The following is a 17,398-nucleotide window of genomic DNA, read 5'->3' on the forward strand; positions in this document are numbered from 1 at the left end:
AGGTGGCCGGGCCGTCGTCGTCCCGTTTTCGATTGCTCCGTAACCGCCCTTATGAAGGCCGAAAACGGCGGTTACGGAGCAATCGATGGGTTAAAGGCTCGGCGCCGCAAACGTGTCGCACTGGTTGATGTCGCCGGTTTCGAAGCCGCGGTAGAACCAGCGCTGCCGCTGCTCGCTGGAACCATGCGTCCAGGCCTCCGGCGTCACCCGTCCGGTGGCCGCTTCCTGGATCCGGTCATCGCCCACCGCCGAAGCCGCGGACAGCGCGTCATTCAGGTCCTGCTGGGTGAGGGGCTCAAGGAACGGCTGGCCGTCCGGACCCGGCTGGGTGGAGGCGTGCTTTGCCCACAGCCCGGCGTAGCAGTCGGCCTGCAGTTCAACCCGGACGGCGCCGGACTCAGGGCCCTGCGGATCCTGCTGCGCGCGGTCCAGGTAGCCCAGGACGTTCTGGATGTGGTGGCCGAACTCGTGCGCCACCACGTACTCCTGGGCCAGCGGCCCGCCGGAGGAACCGAAGCGGTTCACCAGTTCCGTGAAGAACCCGGGATCGAAGTAGGCGGTGGTGTCCGTGGGGCAGTAGAACGGTCCCACGGCACTGGAGGCCGTTCCGCAGCCGGTGCTCACCGCCTCGTCGAAGATCACGGTCTCGGGCTGCGGATACTGGACGCTGTACTGCTCCAGGTAGGCGGGCCAGAACGCGTTGAGGCTGTTGACGGTGCCGGTGATGCGGCAGTCCACGCGCGCGTCGGCGTCGGCCCCGGTTTCGCAGGCCGGCGCCGTACCCTCGCTTTGCGGGGCAGGGGCCGCGCCGCCCGCCAGGCCTTCGAGGAGCTGGGGATTGATGCCGAAGAGCGCCGCGATCAGCAGGATGAGCCCGCCACCGATGCCGCCGCCCACCTTGACGCCCCGCCCCATGCCGCGCCGGTCCTGGACCTGCGAGGGATCCAGCTGCACATTGTCATTGAAACTCATAAAGTCACATTACCCCTGGGCCCGGAAGTCAATCCGTGCAGGCCGGTAAAGTTGATCCGATGCCTTTCCTCAACAGAATCCAGCGATGGGCCGGCGAACGGCCCAACGACACCGCCGTCGTGATCGCGGGCCGCCGCCTGTCCTGGGCAGAGCTCCGGGACGCCGCGGCCGGCCAGGTTGCGGAGACGAAGGCGGTCACCGCACTGTGCGAGGCCAATTCCGTCGATTTCGCCGTCAACTACGCGGCCGCCGTGGCGGGCGGGCGCCAGTGCGCCGTCCTGGATCCCGCCTGGCACAAGCACCTGCAGGACGACATCATCCGCCGCATCGATTCATCCGCTTTGCCCGCGGCGGTCTCGCCTGATGACGAACTTCGCGACGGGCCGGGGGACATCACCTTCCTGATTGGGCTGACGTCCGGCACCACGTCCGTGCCCAAGGCCTTCACCAGGTCCCGGCGCTCCTGGCAGCAGTCCTTCGACGCCTCCATCGAGTTCTTCGGCCTGCGGCAGGATGACGTCACGCTGGCGCCCGGACCGCTGGCGGCCAGCCTGAACCTGTACGCGCTGAGCGAGTGCCTCTACGCCGGCTCGGAATTCCAGACGCTCGAGCATTTCGACGTCGGGGACGTCCACTCCGCGATCACCCACGACCGCGTCACCCGGCTGGTTTTGGTGCCCACCATGCTGCGGATGCTCAGCGAACGCGGCCTCACCGGCTGCGTGGACGCCTCCGGGGTGCGCACCATCATCTGCGCCGGTTCAAAACTGGACGCCCGGACCCTTGAGGCTGCCCGGCGCTGGGCGCCGCACGCCACCATCTATGAGTACTACGGCGCCTCGGAACTGAGCTTCGTCTCCGGGGCCGGGCTGCCTGCCGGCCAGCCCGCGGCCGTCGGCGGAACCGGCATCGGCCATCCCTTCCCCGGAGTAGACGTTGCCATCCTCGACGATGACGGGAGGCCGGTGCCCGGCGGCGCGTCCGGCAACATCTGCGTGCGGAGCGGGATGGTCAGCAACGGCTATCTGTGGGGGGACGACGGGCAGGCCCTGCGGTCCTTCGGTGACTGGTTCACGGTGGGGGACCAGGGCTATCTGGAGGCAGGGGAACTCCACATCCTGGGCCGCCGCGCGGACATGATCCTCACCTCCGGCAAGAATGTCTATCCGCACGAGGTGGAGCTTGCCCTCGCCGCGGTGCCCGGGGTTGCCGCCGCGGTGGCTGCCGGAATGCCGGACGATCTCCGCGGCCAGCGCGTGGTGGCGGGCATCGTTCCGTCCGCCGGCGGGGTCACTGCGGCGCAGCTGCGGGCGGGCCTGGAGGGGATCCTGCCCCGGGACAAGCGGCCGCTGCAGTACTTCGTCCTCTCGGAACTTCCTGTGACCGGCGCCGGCAAGATCAGCCGCACCATGCTTCTCGATTGGATTCACCATCATGACCGGCGGGTGCGGAACCTTGGCGCCTGAAGTGTTGCCGGCGGACCGGCAGCCGGTGATCGTCGCCGCCAGGCGGACCCCGGTATGCCGCACCAACGCGGCCCTTGGCAGGCTGCGGGCCCACCAGCTGCTGGCACCCGTGCTCCGGGAACTGCTGGCCGACACCGGAACGGAACCGGCAGCCGTCGACGATGTGGTCATCGGCAACGCCGTGGGCGGCGGCGGGAACGTGGCCCGCCTGGCACTGCTGGAGGCGGGCCTGCCGGTCAGTGTTCCGGGCATCACCGTTGACCGCCAGTGCGGTTCGGGCCTGGACGCCATCGTCCTCGCTGCCCGTTTGGTGGCAGCCGGCGGCAGCCCCCTCTTCCTCGCCGGGGGAGTGGAAAGCACCAGCACGGCACCCCTGCGCGCCCACCGGACGGACGACGGCGGCGCTGACTTTTACCGGCGGGCCCAGTTTGTGCCGGCGGACTTCGGTGATCCGGACATGGGCCCGGCTGCCGAAACAGTGGCCCAACAATTTGGGATCAACCGGGAGCGCCAGGATTCCTTCGCGCTGGCAAGCCACCGGCGGGCCCTTTCCGCCGCCGACGCAGGGCACTTCGACGGCGAACTGGTCGCCGTGCCCACCACTTCCGGAACTGTGGCGGCGGATGACGGTCCGCGCCGCGGCCTCACTCCCGCGGTGATGGCGCGGTTCCCGGCCGTCTTTGTGGAAGGCGGAACCGTCACCGCCGGAAACTCCTGCTTCGACGCCGACGCCGCGTCCGCCGTCGTCATGACGTCCCTTGAACGGGCACGGGCAATGGGTGCCGCCGACGGCCTGGTAGTCCTAGGCACCGGAACCGCTGGTGTGCATCCCGAGATCCTGGGCGTGGGGGCCGCCATAGCCGCCCGCGATGCCCTTGCCGGGGCCGGCCGGACCGCCGATGAGCTGGACTTTGTGGAGTTCAACGAGGCATTTGCATCGCAGACCCTGGCCTGCCTGGACCAGCTGGGGATCGCGCCGGAACGGGCGAACATCGACGGCGGTGCGCTGGCGCTGGGCCACGCCTACGGGGCATCCGGCGCCGTCCTGGTAACACGCCTCCTGGCGCAGGCACGCCGGGCGGGCACTCCGGGCAGCCTGGCCATGGCCATGATCAGCAGCGCCGGCGGGATGGGCACGGCCGCCCTGCTGGAGTACCGGCAGCTCCAGGACGGCTAGGCCCCGGGCACCTGAGGGAGCTTCAGTCTTCGGCCTCATCGTCGGCTTCGCCCAGTCCGCGGGCCGCGAGAGCCTCGCCCGTCTGGCGCGCGAACGCCACCGAGGTAATGAAAACCGGCAGGACCAGGGCCCGCGGATTGCGTTCCAGGCCCCGGGCCCGGGCGGAATCACGGACGTCGGCGAAGGTTCCTGCAATATAGGGGATGCTCCGCAGCATGATCCCGATGGTCAGGGCGAAGCGTTCCGGATCGGCCCCGAACCTTTTGAAGGGACCCGCCGCCCTGACCACGCCGTCCAGGAGTTTGTGGACCGGGGTGGTGGCGGTGAGCAGGGAAGCGGCCACCACGCAGACCAGGATGTTCAGGACAATCCTGCCCGCCGTCGGGGCGCCCAGCTGCCACCACTGGAAGAGTCCGATGACCAGCAGGACGGCAGCGAGCGGGCGGACGGCACCCCACAGCCGCTTGGGGCCCGCGCCGGACAGCAGGAAAAGGCCGCAGAGAGCGCCAAGCATCCCCAGCGACATCCGCCAGTCCACAGTCACGAACGAGGCCAGGCCGCAGGCGAACACCAGGAGGAACTTCAATGCCAGCGGCGCACGGTGGACCAGCGAGTCCCCCGCGACGTAGTTGGCGAGCAGGAAGCCGTGGCCCCTCACGGCTGCGCTTCCTGCGCGTCCAGGCTTGCCAGGCAGAGCGCCCGGTAGGCGGCCACGGCGGGGGCGGCAGCGCCGTCGAACACCACCTTGCCCTGGTCGATGACCAGGACACGGTCCATGTCCAGGGCCATGTCCAGGTCATGGGTGGACATGATGATCTGCTGGTCCAGGCCGGCCAGGGTCCGGCGCAGCAGTTCGCGGTTGCGCAGGTCCAGCAGGGTGGACGGTTCGTCCAGGACCAGGACGGCGGGTTCGACGGCGAGGACGGCGGCGAGGGCCACCAGCTGCCGCTCGCCGCCGGACAGCTCGTAGATGCTCTGGTCCGCCAGGTGCAGCAGGCCCAGCCGGTCCAGGGCGTCTTCCGCCTGTCTCCGCCGCTCGGCACCGTTCTTCACGGACCGGCGCAGGGACAGCTCCACGTCCTCCCTGCCGGTGGGCATGACCAGCTGGGAGAGGGGATCGGTGAAAACAAACCCAACGGTGCGGCGCACGGCCCGGACCGAGCGGACCGTGTCCGCGCCGTCCACCAGCACACGGCCGGAACTGGGCTGGACGAGCCCGTTGACCAGGCGCAGGAAGGTGGACTTTCCGGAACCATTGGCACCGATGACGCCCACCCGCCGCTCCGTCAGCTGCAGGTTCACGCCGTCCAGGAGGACCTTGGGTTCCGGGAGATGGTCCACCGGAACGGTTACGGCTGCCTGGTCAAAGGTCACGTTGGGCATGGCCAGGGTCCTAGGCTTGCGCGGGCTGCGGGGCGGTCCGCTTGACCCTGCGGACCAGGATGTCCGGGAAGGCCCGGTGCAGGGCGACGGCGATAAGCGCAGCCAGGACGTTCTTGATGATGTCGCCGGGGTAGAACACAACATCGCTCAGGAAGGCCTGGCCCCAGGTGGCCTTGGTGTTCAGCACGATGCCGGCGATGCCCAGCGAGTGCACAACCACCACGCTGGTGACCGTGGCGGAGAGGAACAGCCACAGTGCCCGGGCCTTGATGGTCCGGCGGATGACCACCGTGGCCAGCCAGCCCACGATTCCCGCGGCGATGGGGAAAGCGATGATGTAGCCGGCGGACGGTCCGGCGAGGATGCCCAGGCCGCTGCGTCCCTGGCTGAAGATCGGCAGGCCCGCGAGGCCCAGCAGGACATAGAGTCCGACGGCGGCGAAGCCCCGCCCGGGGCCGAGCACCAGGCCGGTCAGCATGACGGCGAGGGTCTGGAAGGTGATGGGGACGCCGAAGCCGTTGACGGCAAGGCCGGGGACCAGTGCCGAGGCGGCCACCAGGGCGGCGAAGACGGCGATCAGGCCGAGGTCCGTGGCGTTCCAGCGGCGGCGGCCTGCATGCGGGGTCTTTGTGGCGGCGGTTTCGGTGTTGCTCATGGGGTTCCTGTCGGGGTTGTACAAGCGGAATCTAATGTACTGCCGACGCTACCGGGATGGAACCGGGGCCATTTTGTAGGTGCCCTACTAAAAGGGCGGGCGGAGGCTGAGGGACTTAGCCAACTGCCACAATGGCTTCATGGGGTGGACACGGATACGGGAGTGGCTGATTGGTGCCGCAGGCATGCTGGTTGTCCTGGGTATCGCAGCCGTGGTTCTCTGGTGGGCGGCCAGCGACCCCGCCGGAAGGAACGGGGACGGACCTTCACCGGTCCCGGGCGCGGCAAGCCCGGTGGGGACAGTGCCTCCAGAGGACCTGCCTGACGGTGGGGTGTGGTTCTCCGATGTGTCGCTTGATGCGGGCTCGGTGGCTGCGGGAGGCTCACTGCTGCGCGACGTCCGGGCCACCGGGCAGGACGTGGTGTCGGGGCCGGACGGGATGGCTGCCGCACGGCTCGACGTTGAGGCCACCGTGCCGTTCGACGTCGTCGCCGGCGAGCTTGGTGACGGGGCAGTGGTCGGGGCAGCAGGAGGCGGCGAGGCCAGGGTGGTCCGCACAGTTGAGGCTTTCGGCCGGGAACTGCGCGTCACAGCCACCGGCACTGTCGAGGTGGCGGCCGGAAGGCTTGTGGTCGAGCCGCGCTCGATCGACTTCGGCGGTCCTGGCTTTCTCTCGGACGCGACTGCCGCCGTCGTCCGCAGGCTCGTGACCATTGAGCACGATGTTGAGGGGCTGCCGGAGGGACTCGTGCTCCGGGACGTCGCGGTGCGCGCTGATGGCTTTCGTGTCAGCCTCCGCGGCGAGGACGTCCGGCTCGCGCCGTAAGGGGTGATGCCCTGGGCTTAACGGCCCGGCTGGCAGGGGATGCCTTGGGAGAATGGAGTCATGGACTTTAACCGGCTGCTGCAGATCCGGCGAATCTTTGCCCAGCCGGCGGCGCTGGAGCTGCCACGCGGCAAGGAGATCGTCGCGCGATGGCCGGAAGCCGACGTCGTGCCGGTGGACAACCACTGGAACATTCCCGAACTGCACGGCGACGAAACAAACGTCCCGCGCTGGTCCCGGATCAAAACGGAAGCGCTGGTGCTGGGCGTCAAGAAGGCGCTGACCGTGAAGCCCAACGGCCGGTCCGCCGATTTCATCGCACCCTCCACTGCGAACGGCTGCGCCATGGCATGCGCCTACTGCTACGTGCCCCGGCACAAGGGGTACAGCAATCCGGTCACCGTGTTTGCCAACATTGACCAGATCGCGGGGGCACTCGAGCGGCACGTCCTGCGTCAGGGCATCAAGCTGGAGCCCAACCAGTGTGATCCCGAGCTCTGGGTCTATGACATCGGGGAAAACAGCGACTGCTCCGTCGACGCGCTGGTCAGCGACAACGTGGAGGACCTCGTCTCGCTGTTCCGGGACCTGCCCACCGCCAAACTGTCCTTTGCCACCAAGTACGTGAACCCCGCGATGCTCAATTGGGACCACGGCGGGCACACCCGGGTCCGCTTTTCCGTGATGCCGGCGGACCTGGCCAAGTCGGTGGACGTACGGACCTCGCCTGTGGCCGAGCGCATGGCAGCCATCAACGACTTTGTGGCCGCTGGCTACGAGGTGCACGTGAATTTCTCGCCCGTTATCGTCACGGACACCTGGCTCAGCGACTGGGAGGAGCTGCTGCGCCAGCTCGACGCGACCCTTACGGATGCCGCGAAGGCGCAGCTCGCTGCGGAGGTCATTTTCCTGACGCACAACGAGCGGCTCCATGAGGTCAACCTGGGGTGGCATCCGCAGGCTGAGAAGGTGCTGTGGCGCCCGGACCTGCAGGAATCGAAGGTGTCCTCCAACGGCTTCAGCAACGTCCGCTACCGTTCAGGAGCCAAGGCCGGTTACGTCCGGCAGCTGACCGCGCTGATCCAGAAGATCGCGCCGTACTGCCGGATCCGCTATGCGTTCTGAGGCCTGAAGCCGGACCGGCCGCGCTAGACTTGTTCGACCATGACTGGTGCCCGATACCGTCTGTTTGCCTGGCTGGTTGCCTGGTGACCGTCCTCGCTGGCTGTGCGCCCGCCGTCGGCCTTAACGAAAATTCTTCGCCGCAAACGGCGCCGGCCACTTCTGCCCCTCCGGCCGCGCCGGAACCCGCCGCCGCGCCGCCAGCTGCCCCGGCTCCTGCCCGGACGCAGGCTCTAACTCCCACGGAGGCTCCCGTACCGCCCCCGGTGCCGCAGCCGTTCGCCCTCAACCTGTACCAGGAGGGGGACTTTGTGCCGCAGTACACCTTTGACTGGTGCGTTGCGGCGAGCATCCAGATGGCGCACAACCTGATCGACGATACGGGCGGCGGCACGTGGAGCGCTTCGGCCCACCAGGGGGAGCTGTGGGAGATGGCGCGGGCACGGTCGTCCAACTCGTACAACGGGGCGAACCCGCGGGGATGGGCACAGGTGCTGACCGAGGTGGGCATGGGGCCGTACTCAGTGGTCAGCGTGCCTGGCTATCAGGACGCGCTGCGGACCGCGGCGCGGGCCATTTCCGAGACCGGCCGCCCGGTGGGGCTTGTGATGTGGAGCGGCCGGCACGCGTGGGTGATGAGCGGGTTTGAAGCGGTGGGCGACCCGGCAGTGTTCCCGGAGTTCACCGTCACCGGTGTCCGGGTCCTTGATCCGCTGTACCCGCACGGCAGCGAGCGGTGGGGTCCGTCGCCCGTCCCCAACAGTCTGCTCACGCCCGAACAGCTGGCAACGCAGTTCGTGATCCGCGAGCCGCGGCGCTGGAGCACCGACCTGCCGGCGGGCTACCTGCTGGTGCTGCCAACGCAGGGTTAGCCGATTCCTGGTTTAGTCGTGCCCTTTCTCTTGGTCCCCGTCTCCTGGCCGGGAGCCGGAAACCGCCTGATACGCCTCGTTTCCGGCGGTTCAGGTTCTACTGGCGTCCGCTGGATAGTGCGGTACACGGTGGACCGGGCAACGTTGAACAGCGCCGCGATTTCAGCGGTCGTGTGCTGGCCGCGCCGGTAAGTGTCTACAAGGAGCTTTTCCTGGGCGGGGGAGAGCTTGGGCTTCCTGCCCCGCAGGCGCCCTTTGGCTTTGGCGATCTGCATTCCTTCCCTGGTTCGGGCCCTGATCAGGTCCGATTCGAATTCGGCCACCATGGCCAGCATGTTGAAGAGCAGCCGGCCAACAGGGTCATTGGGGTCGTGGATGCTGCCGCCGATGCTCAGCTTTACCTGGCGCCGGGTGAGTTCCTCCACGATGTCACGTGCATCAGGAAGGGATCGGGCGAGCCGGTCAAGCTTGGTAATGACGAAAGTGTCTCCTTTCCTGCATGCCGCCAGGGCTTCCCGCAGTCCGGGGCGGGCCCTGTTGGTGCCGGTGTATCCGTGATCGACGAAGATCTGCTCGTCCTCGACGCCAAGGGCGCGGAGAGCGTTGATTTGCGCGGTGAGTTCCTGTTCGGCCGTTGATACGCGGGCGTAGCCGATATGTAGTGCTGTCATGGCGCGAACTGTAGCGCTTGGGCGACCTTCAGCGGGCAGTTTTTTCGGCGGGGTATTTGCAGGTCTTTTGCTCAAACGCTGCGGAAAACTCTTGTCAGTTTCAGAAGTCGTCTGCACCAATGTCCAAAGCCGTCTGCACGGGCTGGCCCGTTGAGCCAGAGGTTGTCCTGAATCGCCAGTGATTAGAGGCAGGACCGGCTATCGAGACGTTGCGTAGGCGGGGTCCTGCCTGGACGACACAGGGCTTCCTCAACGGGAGATCACACCAGGAAATTGCGATGTCCATAAAGTTCGTTGATCCGGATCAGCCCAAGGAGTCACGGGCCTACGGGACGCCTCGTCGCCGGGCCTCTGCGGGACGATTAGCCGCGGGGAATAATTGTCCAATCGCACGTTAAACTCGTGCGCTCGGCTTAGTTCCACATGTAGTAGTTTGTGAACAAACAGCCTATGGCTTCTTGACCCATTACGACTACGACAGTTCTGGGAGCCTGATTGAACCAGATGCTTGGCCCTATAGTTTTCGGCTCCATCTCTCTGGTGATCGGAGCTATCTCGTTCTGGGGCCGCTCACGGCTTTCACATATGGGAGCCAAACTCTCTTCGGCGGTGAACGAGAACATCAATTATGAGGAAGCCTATCGACGACGGCTCCGATACGGCTACGTCTCCGGTCTGATATTTCTTTCAGTAGGTGCGGGGTTCCTAATTTTTGGAGTCGTTAACCTGCTAACCAATACGGGCTGAGTAACAGTGGTACCGCTGCGCAGAGGATGAACCAGCCGGGGAAGTCCCACTGTGGGTTAGTCGCTGTTACGCTGACGCCACGACCAGTCGTCGGACGCTCGCGTCCAATTGCTGCCCGCGAAAATAGGTAATGGACCAAGTCTGGAGAGGCCATGAAACCGCTCGAAGCGCCCCGAGCAATGCTCGTGTTTGCGGGGATCGGAACCTTGATGTGGGGGGCTTTCGGACTAATGGAGTTGTTTTCAGACGACGTTTCCTGGCGGATTTACGCCTACTTGCTGATGACGGCAACTTGCCTGTACATGGTCATCCGGGCTGTCCTTACGATTCGCCAGAGAAGGCGTTCTGAGCTGTAGTCAGCGGTTTCCCACACGGCCCGGCTGTTGTTCACGTCCCGTTGGAGCTTCCCGAAGTGTGGCGTCATGTCATAGTTACAGCAAGCAAGAGGGGCTAGCCAGGGGGAAATACGGTGTACTTTCCGAATCAACTGCTTTCGCGCTTGGTGGGCGACCGGATGTATTCCGTCGAGTTCGTGCTCAACAGCTATGTCCAGTTGCGGTTTGATGGAGCTCCTGATGCCGGTTGCCCCGTTACCCTCAACTGCTATGTTTGGCCCCTCGTAGAGCGGGCGGGTCGCCTCTGGCATGAGCAGGACCTAGGCTACGGTGACGCGTTGCGCCGAATGACTCCAGGCACCGTGATGTCCACTAGCGAAGAAACAGGAACTGGGATTCGAATCGAACTCGATACCGGCACGGTAGTAATCCATCCAGCGGTAGAAGAGGTCCATGTCGAGATTGCCGAACTGAAGGGTTTCCCCGATGGATCTTGGATGGTCTGGCGCCCAGGCGAGGAAACCTTCGAAGACCTGCGGTGACAAAATTCAAAAGGCATGCCCATGGGGTCAGTTCCCGTACCGGTATCTGATAGAGGAAGAAGAATTGTCCTGATCGCGATTCCCAAGCGGACCGGTGTTGACGGTCAAACAAACCGTAGCCGTTCGGAAAGAAGACGGGTCTGTGCTCCTGTGGGGTATAAAGCGCTCCACAGGGAGTGTGATAGTCACTCCAGTGGCACAAGCACGACCGTAAAACGGCCTTTAGTGGTAGCCGTGCCGGTGAAGGTTGCTAATTCGACTCTTCGTCAACGCATCTAACATCACCATGATGCCCATTTTTGGCTTCGGCAGCCAAGTAAAAATTCTTACCACGCGGCGACATGCCAGCTCACCAGGTCAGGGCCAGCCGCGGGACGGCCCCGGAGCCGGCCGCATGTCGATCAGGGGTCGTATCCCCCGGATCTGGCGGTCAAAAACATTGCTGCGCTTGCAAAGAGGGACAGCAAGACCCCTGTGAAGCCTAGGGTCATTAGCGCGATCCGCCGCGAACCCCACGACTTGCCTTTCTGACGCGGGTAGCGCGACTCGAAGATAGTTATGGGGAAAGTCATCACTAGGCCTATCAACATGAGTGCTAAACCTAGTTGCCCGCTAATCATGAGGACCTTCCCGATCAGGGGGCCCCTTGCTTGGAGTGTCAGCTTTGGGGGCTTCTTCCGCCTTTTTTCGGGCGTAATCACGCCGGACCATCGCAAGCACAGCCAGTTCTAGGCTTAGGAAAGCAACGAGACCTGCCAAGGTTCCGAAAAAGGCCTGAATAAGGCCAAATGCGAGGAAGCCTGGGCCTATGAGAACTAGCAGGAGCGTCAACGGTGAAAGCTGTTGAGACTCGGCGCCCATCCAGCCCTCGGGCGTGGTGGCCCATTTGCTCACACGACCCTTTTTCCGCTTGGCTCCGTGGGGCTCCATGCCATTCAATATAGACTCCGGCTGGGCTCCACAGGAGTGCTGCAGAAGGTGAAGCTACGCCACCCTCAATGGGGAGTGTTCCATTGAGGGTTCCCTTTCATCGGTCGATGCCTCGAAACTTTCCTGGCTCAAACGCTAGGGTTGTGAGCCGTCGGGTCCGCGCGCTTACCTCTGGGTCGCGTGCGAGGATACCGATATGACGTCCAACGCTGCAGAGGAACTAGCCATTGCCATCGGATTAGCAATAAGTGGCGGCCACGGACACCAGTACGACGCCAAGTCCACATGCCAGCACGGTAGCCTCGTCGAACAGTTCGCAATTACCGTCCACCCGAACGCTATGCGATGGTCATCAGCTAGTCTCAAAACCGGGCGGACACAGTCTTTTGACCCCCAAACTCTGACACTGCACGATGGGGAAGAAGCCAGACATTTAAGTCTTGACCGAATACCGGGCTCCTTCGCAGAGCAAGTGCAGCTCGCATTTCCACTGTTGTTAGCGGCCATGAAAAACTGCCCATAGGCGGCCACGAAAATGCCCACTGACGGCCAGTAAAACTGCCCACCGGTGGCCATGAGATCTGCCCACTTCCTCAACTGAACCTGCCGCGTCTTAAGCGGTGGGGGCCTCTCCCCGGGATTTGATGACGGTGTCTAGTCGCACCAAATGTCGTCCCAGGAAGAGGCCCTGTATGAAGCATGACGGAGAAATCATGGAAATTCTTGCTGCCTACGATCTGACCGGATCGTTGCGCGCCACGGCCGAGCTCACGGGCTGCTCCCATCACACCGTTGCCAGGCACGTCGCGGCGCGGGACGCCGGCCGGCCGATCGCCGAACCTGTTCCCCGACCCCGGGTCACGGATGCTTACCTGCCCAAGATCGAGGAATGGGTCGAGGCGTCCAAGGGCCGGATCCGGGCCGATAAGGCCCACGAGAAGCTGATGGCCCTTGGTTATGTGGGGTCGGAGCGGTCCACGCGCCGGGCGATCGCGCAGGTCAAGGCCGCTTGGCGGCTTGGCCATGTGCGTGTGCACCGGCCGTGGATTACCGAGCCGGGGATGTGGCTGTTATGAAGAATTCTTCATAACAGCCACTATGCAGAACCCGGAATTATGCGGAAAGTACCCCGACAGCGGCTGGGAACCGGCACCATCACGGCGATCTGGCCCGGGTAGCTTTCTGCATAATTACAGGCCTTCCAGGAAGGCCAGCAGTTCGTCGGGTGGGTGGTAGCGGCCGGGGCGGGATCCTGGTGGGGCCGTCCTGTCAAGCGCCCGTTGTTTGAGCGTCAGGTCGGCGTGGAGATAGATCTGGGTGGTGCGGATGTTTTCATGGCCAAGCCAGAGGGCAATGGTGGCAATATCGATCCCGGCCTGCAGGAGCCGCATGGCGCAGGTGTGGCGTAGCGTGTGCGGGGAAATCGTCTTCAAAGCCAAGGATGGGCAGTCTTTCGTTGCCGTCTTGACGTGCCGGGCAACGATTTTTGCCACCGCATCCCGCGTCAGTTTCTGGCCCGAGGGACCGGGAAAGAGTGGGGCCAGTCGTTGTGGTTTTTGCTCTGCAAGCCACGCCTTGAGGCGTGCACCGGCGTCCTTGCCCAGGGGGTGATCCGTTCCTTGCGGCCCTTGCCCCGGCAGGAAAGGTAGGCGCCGGATTCCAGGTGCACATCGGCTGCGGTTATGTTGACAATTTCGCTGACCCGCAGGCCAGTGACGATGGCTACGAGCAAAAGCGTCCGGTCCCGTCGCCCCCGCCATGTTGAGGCATCCGGCGCGTTGATCAGGGCGGTGGATTCCTCTTCCGTCAGGTAGGTCACGATGGCCGTGTCGGAGCGTTTTGCCGGGATCGCCAGCACGCGTTGGATGAGTTCAGCATGTTCTGGAAAGTCGTAGGACGCGTACCGAAACAGCGCCCGGATAGCCGCCAGCCGGGCGTTTCTGGTGTGGATGCTGGCCCCTCTGCTTCTTTCTAGCCAGGCAAGGTAGCTGCCAATGAAAGTGGCATCGAGGTCTTCAAGCTTCAGGCTTTGAGGTGCCTTGCCGGTTTCCTCCTTGGCGTAGTGCAGGAGCAGCCGGAACGCGTCGCGGTATGAGGCCACCGTGTTCTGGCTTGCCCGGCGCTGCCCCATGAGCCGGCGGAAGAAGAAAGACTCCAGGATCGGTGCCAGGGCTGTCATGATTTCTCCGCCAGATAGGAGCCGAGCCGTTCCGATACCAGGGACATCAATTCCGGTGTCCCGCTCAGATACCAGTACGTCGCTTCCGGGTTCTGGTGCCCGAGGTAGGTCGAGAGCACCGGCAGCAGCGGCCCGACGTCCACGCCCGTGCGGTACCAGGCCTGAAGAGTTTTCACGGCAAAACCATGTCTCAGGTCATGTAGATGGGGCTGGTGACGAAAACCGGGCCGAATCACTCCTGCTTCCCGGGCCAGCCGGGCAAAGACCTGGCTGGCGTTGTCCGCGATCAGGCGCGTGCCACGGGTGGAAAGGAACACGGCGGGATCCTTGGGATGCGGATAGGCGGTGTCCCGGATGCCCGAGTATTCCTTCAGGGCGGCCACCGTGCTCGGATGTAGCGGCAGCTGCCGCGCTTTCCGGTATTTTGCTTCCCGGATCGTCAAAAGCCTTTGGCCCCAGTCGACGTCGGAACAGTCCAGGTTGGTGGCTTCGCTGCGCCGCATGCCTGTCACGGCAACCAATGAAATATAGGTTCGGTAGGTTCGGGCACGGAAGCTGGGGGTGAGGCGGTCTGCGGCCGCCAGCACCCGGTCCAACTCGTCATCGGAAAAGATGTAAGGCGCCGGCCGGTGGTACCCATCGTGCAGCAGCGACTGTTCAGGGACCTGCGTGAGGGGGTCGAAAGCCTGCAAGTATTGGGCGAAGGGACGCACCGCGCCCAGGCGCGCGTAGCACCACACCGGGTCGGCGCCTGCTGGCAGTGTTGCCCATTCCAGCACCCGCGAGCTGGTGAGATGGGTGTCGCCGGAGCGCTGAAAGTACTTGATGAAATCCAGTAGCAGTTGCCCCTGCTGCTTCAGCTTGTAGCCCATGCTCCGGCGCATGTGCAGATACTGCTCGGCCATCAACGCTACGTCGTTCTGGGGCATGGTCATGGCTGGCTCCCAGGCCAAGGCAGCGCCAGCGCACGCAGCGACTTGTCGTCGACTTTTGCGTACTGGGCCGTGGTGGCAGGGCTGCGGTGGCGCAGCACTTGGCCGACCTCGGCCAAGGAAGCACCGGCACGCAGCAGTTGAGTTGCCGCGGTGTGCCTGAGCCGGTGGGCATGGATTCCCTCAAGCCCGGCACGCCTGCTCGCGGCCAGGATCACTTCGGAAACCCCGGCAGATGCCAGCCCTCCCACGGGTGCGTGAACCCTGAGAAACAGCGCATCGCCGGCACCCTCGGGCCGACCTTGTCGCAGGTATTCCGCCAAGGCTGATCCAACATCCTGAGGCAGCGGGAGCTTCTCTTCACAGCGCCCCTTGCCCCGAAGGACGATGTCCCCGGTGCGCCAATTGAGATCCGTGAGCGTCAGGGAGGCGACTTCATTGGCACGCAGCCCCAGCCGGACCGCCAGGACCAGAATCGCGTAGTCACGCCGCCCCGTCGCAGTGTCCCGGCCGCACGAGGCCAGCAGCGCATCCACTTCCGGCATGCTCAGGCCTTGCGGAATGTTGCTGTCGTGGCTGGCCACGGACGGCACCGCGCCAGCCAACGCCCGGTCAGACAGACCTTCCATGAACGCCCAGCCCAGAAAGGACCGCAACCCCGTGATCGTATATTTGACGCTTCCGACCGATTGCGCACCGTAAAAACCGGTGGTGAAGAGAATGACCTCCGCCCCGCCCATGGTCTCCAGGGAACGGGAACGAGCCGACAGCCAGTCCATCAATGCACTGGCTGCCCGAAGATAGTTCCGCACTGTTTTGGCCGCGAGTCCCCGCTCATTCAGGAGGTAGCGCTCAAACCGCCTCAGAATGATCAGTTCCGGACTCGTCCGGTCCGGTGGCGGCTCAGGAACCGGGATCACGCCCAAGCGGCGCAAGTACTGCATCAACCCAACAAACGACGCCGGTGTCGGACGCATCCAGTTTGCTTCCTCAGCCAGCTCGTCAACGAACCGCTGCAGCACCTCATCCGTCAGGGCCCCGGTATCCAGTCCGCGCGCATCCATCCAACGGCTCAACCGCCCCACCAGCGAACCCAACTGCTGCGCCGTTGACATCGCATACCTACGCCCAGCCAATAACTCCCGGTAGCCAGCCACATACGGCGCCAAGGGGCCCGTCATCGGCCCCGGAAAATACTTCGTCATCTTGCTCACCTTCCCGTATCGAGAAAACAAGCATGAGCCGCCCGCGATTATGCAGAAAGCTATCCGGGCCAGACCAGCGTTATGGTGCCGGTTCCCATCCGCTGTCGGGGTACTTTCCGCATAATTCCGGGTTCTGCATAGTGGCTGCAGTACGACTTCGGCGACGGGCCGCGGATCGGTGGGGTGAAGACCATCCTGTTCGTGGCCTGGCTGGCGTTCTCGAGGTTCCGGATCGTCATCCCGCTGCGGGACCGGACCGCGCCGAGCGTCTTCGCAGCTCTGGACCGGTGCTTCCGGATCCTGGACGGGGCACCGACCTACGTCCTGACCGATAACGAGAAGACCGTGACCACCGCTCACGTCGCCGGGGTCCCGGTGCGGAACCAGCAGACCCTGGACTTCGCCCGCCACTACGGGGTCACCGTGCTGACCTGCCAGCCGGCGGACCCCGCCACGAAAGGCGGCGTCGAAGCATCGGTGAAGCTGGCTAAGGCCGACATCGTCCCGACAGAAACCAACCTCCGACCCGAGTATGCCTCCTTCGTCGAGCTCGAGGCCGCCTGCCAGGCCTTCATGGACGAGGTCAACCACCGCGAACACCGGGCCACCCGCCGCAGACCGGCTACCGTTCTGGCTGAGGAACAGCCCCGGCTGCACCGGATCCCCGACACAGCCCACACGATCGCGTTCGGGCTGGCCCGGACCGTCCCGGAGAACACCCCGATGGTGACCTTCGAGAACGCCCAGTACTCCGTCCCGGCGCATCTGCTCGGGGCCCGGGTATTCGTCCGCTCCCACGGCACCGGGCCCGATGAACAGGTCATCATCGTCCACCACGGCCCCGCCGGTCCGGTCGAGGTCGCCCGCCACCACCGGGCCAGGCCCGGCAGCCCCGCGGTCATCGAGGAGCACTTCCCCGGAACCAGGACCCGGATCCCGGGCGACTACGCCGTGAAGGCACGCACCGCCGGGGAGGCCGAGTTCCTCGCCATCGGTGAGGGCGCCAGAACCTGGCTCATCGAGGCCGCCGCGGCAGGAACGGGCAGGATGAACGTGAAAATGGCTGAGGCCGTGACCCTGGCCAAAATCGCCGGCACCGAAGCGGTCGACCGGGCGCTGGGCGACGCCGCCCTGCACGGCCGCTTCGCCCACGGTGACCTGCCCTCAATCCTGAACGCCAACATCCGCCGCACCACCACCCACGCCGCGAACGAAACCCGGTCACTGACCCAAGGCACCAGCGCCTGGGCCGGCCTCGGCGCCGGACCCTCCACCACGTCGAAGGAGCAGAACCGATGAGCCCCGTCACCACCGCCGCCCCGCCCCTGCCCGCAGACCTCGAAGCACTGATGCGGCAGCTGAAAATGCCCCACGCCCGGGCACT

The 17,398-nt window shown here is 64.9% G+C and carries 13 protein-coding genes and 3 pseudogenes; 8 read left to right on the forward strand and 8 right to left on the reverse strand.

Annotated features, from left to right (window positions below):
• Positions 1–90: 90 nt before the first annotated feature.
• The gene (gene ypfJ / locus G205_RS12275; protein ID WP_009358244.1) at positions 91–972 is read right to left on the reverse strand and encodes a KPN_02809 family neutral zinc metallopeptidase; all 882 of its coding nucleotides are present in this window, start codon (positions 970–972) and stop codon (positions 91–93) included.
• Between the two features lie 59 nt (positions 973–1,031).
• Here ypfJ and G205_RS12280 point away from each other — a divergent pair, with 59 nt between their 5' ends.
• The gene (locus G205_RS12280) at positions 1,032–2,438 is read left to right on the forward strand and encodes a class I adenylate-forming enzyme family protein (RefSeq protein WP_009358245.1); all 1,407 of its coding nucleotides are present in this window, start codon (positions 1,032–1,034) and stop codon (positions 2,436–2,438) included.
• Positions 2,407–3,615, forward strand: a complete 1,209-nt coding sequence (locus tag G205_RS12285; protein WP_009358246.1) for a thiolase family protein — start codon at positions 2,407–2,409, stop codon at positions 3,613–3,615. Before G205_RS12280 ends, G205_RS12285 begins: the two co-directional genes overlap by 32 nt.
• A gap of 22 nt (positions 3,616–3,637) precedes the next feature.
• Here the strand turns inward: G205_RS12285 and G205_RS12290 are convergent, their stop codons facing one another.
• From G205_RS12290 to G205_RS12300, 3 genes are read right to left on the reverse strand one after another with little or no spacing between them, the layout of a single operon-like run.
• Complete coding sequence (locus tag G205_RS12290) at positions 3,638–4,273, reverse strand: energy-coupling factor transporter transmembrane component T family protein (protein WP_009358247.1); 636 nt, start codon at positions 4,271–4,273, stop codon at positions 3,638–3,640.
• A complete protein-coding gene (locus G205_RS12295; RefSeq protein ID WP_009358248.1) occupies positions 4,270–4,998 on the reverse strand; it encodes an energy-coupling factor ABC transporter ATP-binding protein in 729 nt (242 codons plus the stop codon). Before G205_RS12295 ends, G205_RS12290 begins: the two co-directional genes overlap by 4 nt.
• A gap of 10 nt (positions 4,999–5,008) precedes the next feature.
• Positions 5,009–5,653, reverse strand: a complete 645-nt coding sequence (locus G205_RS12300) for a biotin transporter BioY (RefSeq protein ID WP_009358249.1) — start codon at positions 5,651–5,653, stop codon at positions 5,009–5,011.
• A gap of 139 nt (positions 5,654–5,792) precedes the next feature.
• Between G205_RS12300 and G205_RS12305 the strand changes: the two genes are divergently transcribed.
• The 3 genes from G205_RS12305 (at position 5,793) to G205_RS12315 (ending at position 8,473) form a co-directional block, all read left to right on the forward strand.
• Entirely contained in the window at positions 5,793–6,479 is a 687-nt protein-coding gene (locus G205_RS12305) for an LmeA family phospholipid-binding protein (protein ID WP_035752924.1), read from the forward strand.
• Between the two features lie 60 nt (positions 6,480–6,539).
• Complete coding sequence (locus tag G205_RS12310; RefSeq protein WP_009358251.1) at positions 6,540–7,604, forward strand: spore photoproduct lyase family protein; 1,065 nt, start codon at positions 6,540–6,542, stop codon at positions 7,602–7,604.
• Positions 7,605–7,867: 263 nt separating this feature from the next.
• Positions 7,868–8,473: a hypothetical protein gene (locus G205_RS12315; protein WP_009358252.1), complete on the forward strand. Its 606-nt coding sequence runs from the start codon at positions 7,868–7,870 to the stop codon at positions 8,471–8,473.
• Here the strand turns inward: G205_RS12315 and G205_RS12320 are convergent.
• Positions 8,470–9,144, reverse strand: a complete 675-nt coding sequence (locus G205_RS12320; RefSeq protein WP_009358253.1) for a recombinase family protein — start codon at positions 9,142–9,144, stop codon at positions 8,470–8,472. The genes G205_RS12315 and G205_RS12320 overlap by 4 nt on opposite strands.
• A 1,216-nt stretch (positions 9,145–10,360) precedes the next feature.
• On the opposite strand from G205_RS12320, the gene G205_RS12325 reads away from it, so the two are divergent.
• Together G205_RS12325 and G205_RS12335 are read left to right on the forward strand one after the other, a co-directional pair.
• Complete coding sequence (locus tag G205_RS12325) at positions 10,361–10,768, forward strand: hypothetical protein (RefSeq protein WP_009358254.1); 408 nt, start codon at positions 10,361–10,363, stop codon at positions 10,766–10,768.
• Positions 10,769–12,390: 1,622 nt separating this feature from the next.
• A pseudogene (locus G205_RS12335) lies at positions 12,391–12,768 on the forward strand (IS21 family transposase); the annotation flags it as partial.
• 120 nt (positions 12,769–12,888) lie between these two features.
• Here G205_RS12335 and G205_RS12345 read toward each other — a convergent pair.
• From G205_RS12345 to G205_RS12355, 3 genes and pseudogenes are all read right to left on the reverse strand, one after another.
• A pseudogene (locus G205_RS12345) lies at positions 12,889–13,877 on the reverse strand (tyrosine-type recombinase/integrase).
• On the reverse strand, positions 13,874–14,812 hold the full coding sequence (locus tag G205_RS12350) for a tyrosine-type recombinase/integrase (protein WP_009358259.1): 939 nt from the start codon (positions 14,810–14,812) through the stop codon (positions 13,874–13,876). Before G205_RS12350 ends, G205_RS12345 begins: the two are co-directional and overlap by 4 nt.
• Entirely contained in the window at positions 14,809–16,014 is a 1,206-nt protein-coding gene (locus G205_RS12355; RefSeq protein ID WP_009358260.1) for a site-specific integrase, read from the reverse strand. Before G205_RS12355 ends, G205_RS12350 begins: the two co-directional genes overlap by 4 nt.
• Before the next feature lie 141 nt (positions 16,015–16,155).
• Between G205_RS12355 and G205_RS12360 the strand changes: the two are divergent.
• A pseudogene (locus tag G205_RS12360) lies at positions 16,156–17,313 on the forward strand (DDE-type integrase/transposase/recombinase); the annotation flags it as partial.
• Between the last annotated feature and the right edge of the window lie 85 nt (positions 17,314–17,398).

Origin of the sequence: Arthrobacter nitrophenolicus (genome assembly GCF_000332815.1) — a bacterium.
GTDB classification, from domain to species: domain Bacteria; phylum Actinomycetota; class Actinomycetes; order Actinomycetales; family Micrococcaceae; genus Arthrobacter; species Arthrobacter nitrophenolicus.

Coding starts and splice junctions, on each gene's coding strand:
- G205_RS12300 (WP_009358249.1), bottom strand. CDS start 5,653: ATGAGCAACACCGAAACCGCCGCCACAAAGACCCCGCATGCAGGCCGC.
- G205_RS12310 (WP_009358251.1), top strand. CDS start 6,540: ATGGACTTTAACCGGCTGCTGCAGATCCGGCGAATCTTTGCCCAGCCG.
- G205_RS12280 (WP_009358245.1), top strand. CDS start 1,032: ATGCCTTTCCTCAACAGAATCCAGCGATGGGCCGGCGAACGGCCCAAC.
- G205_RS12355 (WP_009358260.1), bottom strand. CDS start 16,014: ATGACGAAGTATTTTCCGGGGCCGATGACGGGCCCCTTGGCGCCGTAT.
- G205_RS12320 (WP_009358253.1), bottom strand. CDS start 9,144: ATGACAGCACTACATATCGGCTACGCCCGCGTATCAACGGCCGAACAG.
- G205_RS12350 (WP_009358259.1), bottom strand. CDS start 14,812: ATGACCATGCCCCAGAACGACGTAGCGTTGATGGCCGAGCAGTATCTG.
- ypfJ (WP_009358244.1), bottom strand. CDS start 972: ATGAGTTTCAATGACAATGTGCAGCTGGATCCCTCGCAGGTCCAGGAC.
- G205_RS12285 (WP_009358246.1), top strand. CDS start 2,407: ATGACCGGCGGGTGCGGAACCTTGGCGCCTGAAGTGTTGCCGGCGGAC.
- G205_RS12305 (WP_035752924.1), top strand. CDS start 5,793: ATGGGGTGGACACGGATACGGGAGTGGCTGATTGGTGCCGCAGGCATG.
- G205_RS12295 (WP_009358248.1), bottom strand. CDS start 4,998: ATGCCCAACGTGACCTTTGACCAGGCAGCCGTAACCGTTCCGGTGGAC.